Source organism: Streptomyces sp. RP5T, assembly GCF_003933965.1.
Lineage (GTDB): Bacteria > Actinomycetota > Actinomycetes > Streptomycetales > Streptomycetaceae > Streptomyces.
Map to the genome: position 1 here is coordinate 1 of NZ_RSAJ01000386.1, position 8,060 is coordinate 8,060.

At 71.7% G+C, this 8,060-nt stretch carries 9 protein-coding genes and 1 pseudogene; 7 read left to right on the plus strand and 3 right to left on the minus strand.

Features of this window, described 5'->3' with window-relative positions; translation table 11 throughout:
• The first annotated feature begins 135 nt into the window (after positions 1–135).
• From EHS43_RS30680 to EHS43_RS30710, 7 genes are all read left to right on the plus strand, one after another.
• Complete coding sequence (locus EHS43_RS30680) at positions 136–1,293, plus strand: SchA/CurD-like domain-containing protein (RefSeq protein WP_125193958.1); 1,158 nt, start codon at positions 136–138, stop codon at positions 1,291–1,293.
• Between the two features lie 66 nt (positions 1,294–1,359).
• Positions 1,360–1,812, plus strand: coding sequence for a cupin domain-containing protein (locus EHS43_RS30685; protein ID WP_028807957.1), 453 nt, complete (start codon positions 1,360–1,362; stop codon positions 1,810–1,812).
• Complete coding sequence (locus tag EHS43_RS30690) at positions 1,809–3,077, plus strand: beta-ketoacyl synthase (protein WP_125193959.1); 1,269 nt, start codon at positions 1,809–1,811, stop codon at positions 3,075–3,077. The genes EHS43_RS30685 and EHS43_RS30690 overlap by 4 nt, the downstream gene beginning before the upstream one ends.
• Positions 3,074–4,324 (plus strand): ketosynthase chain-length factor, encoded by a 1,251-nt coding sequence (locus EHS43_RS30695; RefSeq protein WP_125193960.1) that lies wholly within the window; start codon positions 3,074–3,076, stop codon positions 4,322–4,324. The genes EHS43_RS30690 and EHS43_RS30695 overlap by 4 nt, the downstream gene beginning before the upstream one ends.
• 57 nt (positions 4,325–4,381) lie before the next feature.
• Positions 4,382–4,639 carry an acyl carrier protein gene (locus EHS43_RS30700; protein ID WP_125193961.1) on the plus strand — a complete coding sequence of 86 codons (258 nt, stop codon included), beginning with the start codon at positions 4,382–4,384 and terminating at the stop codon, positions 4,637–4,639.
• Between the two features lies 1 nt (position 4,640).
• A complete protein-coding gene (locus EHS43_RS30705; RefSeq protein WP_125193962.1) occupies positions 4,641–5,120 on the plus strand; it encodes an SRPBCC family protein in 480 nt (159 codons plus the stop codon).
• Between the two features lie 19 nt (positions 5,121–5,139).
• On the plus strand, positions 5,140–5,472 hold the full coding sequence (locus EHS43_RS30710; protein ID WP_125193964.1) for a TcmI family type II polyketide cyclase: 333 nt from the start codon (positions 5,140–5,142) through the stop codon (positions 5,470–5,472).
• Positions 5,473–5,561: 89 nt separating this feature from the next.
• On the opposite strand, the gene EHS43_RS30715 is transcribed toward EHS43_RS30710, so the two are convergent.
• The 3 genes and pseudogenes from EHS43_RS30715 to EHS43_RS30725 all read right to left on the minus strand — a co-directional run.
• The gene (locus tag EHS43_RS30715; protein WP_125193963.1) at positions 5,562–6,599 is read right to left on the minus strand and encodes a methyltransferase; all 1,038 of its coding nucleotides are present in this window, start codon (positions 6,597–6,599) and stop codon (positions 5,562–5,564) included.
• Positions 6,600–6,641: 42 nt separating this feature from the next.
• The gene (locus EHS43_RS30720; RefSeq protein WP_185806483.1) at positions 6,642–7,703 is read right to left on the minus strand and encodes a nitrous oxide reductase family maturation protein NosD; all 1,062 of its coding nucleotides are present in this window, start codon (positions 7,701–7,703) and stop codon (positions 6,642–6,644) included.
• Between the two features lie 82 nt (positions 7,704–7,785).
• A pseudogene (locus EHS43_RS30725) lies at positions 7,786–8,060 on the minus strand (hypothetical protein); the annotation flags it as partial.

An 8,060-nucleotide genomic window follows, 5' to 3' on the forward strand; every position in this document is an offset into this window, starting at 1 on the left:
CCCCACCGCCGGTCACCCCCACGGTGCATACGAGTCGCGCGCTTCCCGGGGCGGGCTGACGATCGAGGAACGCCGACGTCACGCCCGGTGGCCGACGTCCGCCCGCTGTAGCCCCCCGAAGGAGATGTGCGCAGGATGACCACCACGTCCGACCGTGTTTCGAAGGCGCCCGTGCAACAGGCGTCGCAGCGAGTCTCCCAGTCCGTGTTCGACGGCTCCAGGCTCCGTGTCGTCCTGCTCGTGGACGTCTACGACGGGGCCCAACAGCAGTTCCTGGAGGCGTACGAGAGCCTGTGCAGCCAGGTCGCCTCGGTACCCGGACACGTCAGCGACCAGCTGTGCCAGTCCATCGAGAACCCCTCCCAGTGGCTCATCACCAGTGAGTGGGAGAGCGCCCCGCCCTTCCTCACCTGGGTCAACAGCGAGGAACACGTGCAGATGGTGGAGCCGCTGCACAGCTGCGTCCGGGACACCCGCTCGCTGCGCTTCCACATCGTCCGCGAGACCGGCGGCCCGGCGGTGCCGACCGGCCCCGAGGAGCGCCGCCTCCAGACGGCGCCCAGGATCGGCGACGGACTGATCCGCCACGCGCTCACCTTCACGGTCAAGCCGGGCAGCGAGGCCACCGTCGCCGAGATCCTCGCCGGCTACACCTCGCCGGAACCGCGGGTCGACGACACCACCCGGCTGTGCCGCACCTCCCTGTTCATGCACGGCAACCGGGTGGTGCGGGCCATCGAGGTGCGGGGCGACCTGCTCGCCGCGCTGCGCCACGTCGCCCGGCAGCCCGAGGTGCGGGCCGTCGAGGAGGCCATCAACCCCTACCTGGAGCAGGACCGGGACCTCAACGACCCCGAGTCGGCCCGCATGTTCTTCACCCGCGCGGCACTGCCCGCCGTCCACCATGTGACGGCCGGTCAGGAGAGCCCGGAGGCGGAGCGGCACGCGCTGTACTACCCGGCCCGCGAGGGGTGCGGGATGCGGCTGGCCGAGCTGCTGGCCCGGCAGGACGAGGCGGCGGCGGACGACCCGCGCGGACCGGTGCTGCGCAGCACGATCTTCCAGCGCGACGACGTCGTGATGCGGCTGGTCGACGTGCGCGGCCCCCTCGACGGCGACCCCGGCCCCGTGCTCGGTCTCACGGAGCACGGCCGGGCGGCCGAACTGACGGCCCTCCTCGACGGCGCGGCCCTCGGGATGGACGGTCAGGCGTTGCGGGACAGCACCCCCGCCCACCTCCTCGCGGTCTCCCGCATGGACCTCGTCACCGACCGCCGCGCGCCCGGCGCCTGACCCACCGGCTCGGGCCGTGACCGGCCACGCCCTCATGTCGATGCAGCACATGTTCGGAGGAACGTCGTGATCAAACGTCATCCCGGAGTAGTGGATCTCAGCGAGGTCGAGCCCAACACCCGGCGCGGAGGCGATCTGCGCGCCATGCTCACCCCCGCCACGGTCGGCTCCACCAGCGGTTTCATGGGCGTGGCCATCGTGCAGCCCGGCGACCGCATCGCCGAGCACTACCACCCGTACTCCGAGGAGTTCATCTACGTGGTGTGCGGGCAGCTCGAGGTGGACCTGGACGGCGAGCCCCATGAACTGCGGCCCGAGCAGGGGCTCCTGATCCCGTCCCACATGCGGCACCGCTTCCGCAACGTCGGCAACGTGGAGGCCCGCATGGTCTTCCACCTCGGCCCGCTGGCCCCGAGCCCGCCGCTCGGGCACGTCGACACCGAGGACGCCGACGGCATGCCGATCCCGGAGGCGGTCCACGCCGGCGGGGCGGCCGAACGATCCGGGTTGCGCTCATGAGGAGGCGCGTAGCGGTCACCGGCATAGGAATCGTCGCCCCGGGCGGCATCGGTGTCCCGGCGTTCTGGGACCTGTTGACCAGCGGTCGTACGGCGACCCGCGGCATCACGTTCTTCGACCCGTCGGAGCTGCGTTCCCGGATCGCCGCCGAGTGCGACTTCGACCCGGCGGCGCACGGCCTGGACCCGGAGCAGATCGCCCGGAGCGACCGGTACCTCCAGTTCGCCCTGGTCGCCGGGGAGGAGGCGGTACGGGACTCAGGACTCGACCTCGCCGCGGAGAACCCGTGGCGGGTCGGGGTCTCGCTCGGCACCGCGGTCGGCGGAACCACCCGGCTGGAGCACGACTACGTGCTGGTCAGCCATGGCGGGCAGCGCTGGGACGTGGACCCCGCGCAGGCCGGCGCGCATCTGCACCGGGCGTTCGCCCCGAGCACCCTCGCCTCGGCGGTCGCGGAGCGGTTCGAGGCCCGCGGGCCGGTGCAGACGGTCTCCACCGGCTGCACCTCGGGGCTCGACGCCGTCGGCTACGCCTTCCACACCATCGAGGAGGGCAGGGCCGACGTGTGCATCGCGGGCGCCTCGGACTCCCCCATCTCCCCGATCACCATGGCCTGCTTCGACGCCATCAAGGCCACCTCCCCGAGCAACGACGACCCCGCCCACGCCTCGCGTCCCTTCGACGCCCGGCGCAACGGGTTCGTCATGGGCGAGGGCGGCGCGGTGCTCGTCCTGGAGGAACTGGAACACGCCCGGGCCCGGGACGCGCACGTGTACTGCGAGATAGGCGGCTACGCCACGTTCGGCAACGCCTACCACATGACGGGTCTGACCAGTGAGGGCCTGGAGATGGCCCGGGCCATCGAGGACGCCCTCGGCCAGGCCCGGCTCGACGCCACGGCCATCGACTACGTCAACGCGCACGGTTCGGGCACCCTCCAGAACGACCGGCACGAGACCGCAGCGGTCAAGCGGGCCCTGGGCGCGCACGCCTACGACACGCCCATGAGCTCCATCAAGTCGATGGTGGGCCACTCCCTCGGCGCGATCGGGGCGATCGAGGTCGTCGCCTGCACGCTGGCCCTGGCCCACCAGGTGGTCCCGCCCACCGCGAACTACGAGACCCCGGACCCCGAGTGCGACCTGGACTACGTGCCGCGCGTCGCCCGTGAGCGCAGGCTGCGCAGCGTGCTCTCGGTGGGCAGCGGGTTCGGCGGCTTCCAGTCCGCGGTGATCATGACCCTGCCGAGGGAGGGAACCGAATGAGCGCACCGCAGCCCCGGCGCGCGGCCGTCACCGGAATCGGCGTGGTCGCGCCCAACGGAACCACCACCGAGGCCTTCTGGAAGGCCACCATGGAAGGGGTCGCGGTCCTGGACCGGATCACCCGCGACGGGTGCGAGCACCTGCCGCTGCGGGTGGCCGGCCAGATCCGGGACTTCGATCCGCCGGCCGCGATCGAGGAGCGCTACCTCGTCCAGACCGACCGCTTCACGCACTTCGCGATGGCGGCGGCCGACCTGGCACTGGACGACGCCGGGCTCGGCCGGTCCGACACCGACGCCGCGCCGTTCTCGGTGGGCGTGGTCACCGCGGCCGGTTCCGGCGGCGGCGAGTTCGGCCAGCGCGAGCTGCAGCAACTGTGGGGCAAGGGCAGCCGGTTCGTCGGGCCGTACCAGTCCATCGCCTGGTTCTACGCGGCGAGCACCGGCCAGATCTCCATCCGGCGCGGCCTCAAGGGCCCCTGCGGGGTGGTCGCCTCCGACGAAGCCGGCGGTCTGGACGCCCTGGCACACGCGGCACGGGCGGTGCGGCGCGGCACCGACGTGATGGTGGCCGGTGCGACCGAGGCCCCGCTGGCCCCGTACTCGATGGTCTGCCAGCTCGGTTACGAGGAGCTGAGCACGGTCGCCGAACCGGACCGCGCCTACCGCCCGTTCACCACCGCGGCCTGCGGGTTCGTGCCGGCCGAGGGCGGGGCCATGTTCGTGGTGGAGGCCGAGGGCGCGGCCCGGGAACGGGGCGTGCCGGTACGGGCCACGCTGGCGGGACACGCGGCGACCTTCACCGGTGCCTCGCGCTGGCAGGAGTCCCGCCAGGGGCTGGCCCAGGCGATCCGGGTCGCCCTGGACGAGGCCGGGTGCGCACCGGAGGAGATCGACGTGGTCTTCGCCGACGCGCTCGGCATCCCGGAGGCCGACCGGGCCGAGGCGCTGGCGATCGCCGACGCCCTCGGCGCGCACGGCACCAGGGTTCCGGTCACGGCGCCGAAGACCGCCGTCGGCCGGGCCTACGGGGCGGCCCCCGTCCTGGACGTGGCTGCCGCGGTGCTCGCGATGGAGCACGGGCTGATCCCGCCCACCCCCAACGTCTTCGACATCTGCCACGACCTCGACCTCGTCACCGTCCGCGCGCGGGCCGCCGAGGTGCGCACGGCGCTGGTCCTCAGCCGGGGCCTCATGGGGTCGAACGCGGCGCTGGTGCTCAGGCGCGGTGCCGCCGGCGCCTCGTAGCGCGGCCTCACGACCACCCGTCACCACCGAACATCACGACCCAAGGAGAGGAACCCCATGAGTGAGCGCATCACCGTGGAAGAGCTGTCCGAGCTCATGAAGAAGGCCGCCGGAGTCACCGTCGCCCCCGACGAGCTGCGGCAGCGCGAGGACGCCGGCTTCGACACCTTCGGCCTCGACTCGCTCGGACTGCTCGGCATCGTGGGCGAGCTGGAGAACCGGTACGGCACCCCGATGCCTCCCGACGCGGAGAAGTCCAAGAGCCCCCGGCAGTTCCTCGAACTCGTCAACAGCGCGCTGCTGGCAGGAGCCTGACATGACCGGACACACGCAGAACGAGATCACCATCGCGGCCCCGCTGGACCTGGTCTGGGAGATGACCAATGACGTCGAGAGCTGGCCTCGGCTGTTCAGCGAGTACGCCTCCGCGGAGATCCTGTCCCGGGAGGGCAACCGGACCACGTTCCGCCTCACCATGCACCCCGACGCGGACGGCAAGGTGTGGAGCTGGGTCTCGGAGCGGGAGCCGGACCCCGACACGCTCACCGTGCGCGCCCGCCGCGTCGAGACCGGGCCCTTCGCCTACATGAACATCGTGTGGCAGTACGAGAAGGTGCCCGAGGGCACCCGGATGGTGTGGACGCAGGACTTCGCGATGCGCCCGGACGCCCCGGTCGACGACGCCTGGATGACGGACAACATCAACCGCAACTCCAAGGTCCAGATGGCGCTGATCCGGGACCGCATCGAGCAGGCCGCCGAAGAGCGCCGGCCCGTGCAGATGCTGTCCGACTGAGCGGGGAGAGGACATGACGATGCACCAGTCACTGATCGTCGCCCGCATGGCCCCGGAGTCGGCCCTGGACATCGCCAAGGTGTTCGAGGAGTCGGACCGCGGCGAACTGCCGCACCTCGTGGGGGTCGCCCGGCGCAGCCTCTTCCAGTTCCAGGACGTGTACCTGCACCTCATCGAGTCGGAGCAGGACCCCGGCCCCGCCATCGCGAAGGCGGCCGGACACCCCGAGTTCCGGGACGTCAGCGAGCGCCTCTCGTCGTACGTCAGCGCCTACGACCCGGCGACCTGGCGGTCACCGAAGGACGCGATGGCGAGGTGCTTCTACCGCTGGGAGCGCGACGCCGGCTCCTGAGACCGCCGTACGTCCGCCGTACGACCGCTGCTCGCCGGGCACGTGAGGATCGCGTGCCCGGCGCGCGGCTGTCCGCGGGCCCCGACCCGTCAGGCGGGGACGGTGCAGTCGAAGGCGTGCAGGTAGGGGTTGACCGGACGGACGTCGTCGATGACCAGGCCCGCCCCCGTCAGCCTGCCGGTCAGGCTCTCGGTGGTGTGCTTGGCCCCTCCGACGTTGAGGAGGAGCAGCAGGTCCATGGCGGTGCTGAACCGCATCGAGGGCGAGTCGTCGACGAGGTTCTCGATGACCACGACCCGCGCTCCCGGGCCGCCCGCCTCGATGACGTTGCGCAGGGTGCGCGACGTGCTGTCGTCGTCCCACTCCAGGATGTTCTTGATGACGTACACGTCGGCCCGCACCGGCACCGCGACCCGGCAGTCACCGGGCACCAGGCGCGCCCGGTCCGCGAGCGCTCCTCCCGGCCGCAGCCGCGGGTCGACGTTCTCCACCACGCGCGGCAGGTCGAGCAGGGTGCCGTGGAGCGTCGGGTACTTCTCCAGCAGGCTCGCCACCACATGCCCCTGGCCGCCGCCGATGTCGGCGACCGAGCCGCATCCCGACAGGTCCAGGAACTGTGCGACATCCCGCGCGGACTGCACGCTGGAGGTCGTCATGGCGCGGTTGAAGACGTCGGCCGACTCCGGGGCGTCCTCGTTGAGGTACTGGAAGAACTCCTTGCCGTAGAGGTCCTCCACGACGTTGTGGCCGGTGCGCACCGCCTCGTCCAGCAGGGGCCACGCGGCCCAGGTCCACGGCTCGGTGCACCACAGCGCGATGGCGCGCAGGCTGTTCGGGTCGTCCTCGCGCAGCAGCCGGGACATGTCCGTGTGCGTGAACGTGCCGTCCGGCTGCTCGGCGAAGATGCCGTGGCAGGACAGGGCGCGCAGGAGCCGTCGCAGCGTCCTGGGCTCGGTCTTCACCGCGGCCGCGAGGTCCTCCACGGCCGTCGGGGCGTTTTCGAGGGCGTCGGCGACGCCCAGCCGGGCGGCGGCGCGCAGGGCGGCCGCGCAAGCCGCGCCGAACACCAGTTCCCTGAGCCGCATGGACGGCTGCGGAGCGGTCTGAGCGGTCTGAGCGGTCGTCATGGGCCGCCTTTCTTCTTCGGTTTCCTGGATGGCCACGGCCGGTCAGCACATTCCCGCGGGCCTGGAGGCCTGGCAGACGTTGTGCTCGAAGGTGTTGTCCTTGCCGGCGTCCGTGTTGACGATGTCCGCGGGGGCGTTGCCCTCCAGCGTGTTGTCGGCGATCCGGTTCCGCTCGCTGGTGGTGCCCACGAAGCTCTTGAACAGGACGATGCCGCCCGACAGCGGGGAGGCGCCGACGTTGCCGATGACACGGTTGCGCGTCACCAGGGTGTCCTCGGCGCCGGTCAGCACGATGCCGGAGCCCTGCAGCGCGTCCAGCCGCGCGGTCTTCGGGCAGGACTTGTTGTTCTTCACGAGGCTGTTGTCGCGCACGGTCAGCGCACCGGCCCTGGGCTTGTTCTCGTCGCCCACGACGAAGACGCCCGCGCAGTTGCCGGTGAGGTGGTTGCCCGCGACGGTGAGGTTCCGCAGGCGCCGGACGGTGATGCCGATCCGGTTGCCCTCCAGGCGGTTGTGCGCGACCACGGTCCCCCGGGTGTCCGTGGCGCCCGCCTCCTCCTTGACGGTGTTGGCGAGGAACAGGCCGGCGTCGCCGTTGTCCCGCGCGGTGTTCCCGCGGAGCACCGAGCGCACCGAGCGCTCCTGGGCGATGCCCCAGACGCCGTTCTTCACCGCGGTCACGTTCCGCACGGTGAGACCGTCGGTGGCCATGGCGAACACCCCGCTGCCGGTGAACCCGGTCACGGTGAGGGAGGCGACGGTGACGCCCTCGACGTCGTGGTCCTTCGTCCCCATCACGCAGATGCCGTTGCCGGCCTCGGCGCAAAGGTTGCCGGCCTTCTTCCCGGCCGGCTCGATGACGGTCTCGCGGCCCATGCCGCTCAAGGTGATCCCCGGCGTGCTCACCTTGACGCTCTCGCGATAGGTGCCGGGGGTCAGCAGGACGGTGTCACCCGGCTCGGCGGCGTCCACCGCCCGCTGGATCGACTGTCCGGGAAAGACCACGTGGGTCATCTGGTGGGCGGCGACGGGCGGGGCGGCCCCGAACACCGCCCCGACGATCGCCGCGAGGCATGCCAGGTGGGAGATATGAAATCTCATCATATTCGGTACGTTATGACCCGAGAGGTCGCAAACAGCCGGGATAGCCCGTCCGGGGGCGTGTCACGGACAGCCCCGGCCCGCGCTACGACCGTGTCGTGGGCCGGTCTTCCGCCGCGGCCTTCAGGTCGCGCAGCCACGCTTCGAGGCCCCAGCCCAGGGCCGCCGTCGCGGTGGGGACGTCCGCCTCGACCTGGGATCCGGTCCAGGTCTCCTCGGTGTGGACGCGCACACCGCCCCTGACCTTCGTGAAGGTCCACAGGTGCACGCCCTCGTCGATGCGCAGTCCCTCCCCGACGGCGGGCCCGCGCCACAGGACGCAGTCGTGGCTCCGCAGTGCCCGGACCGTCGAGGTGATGG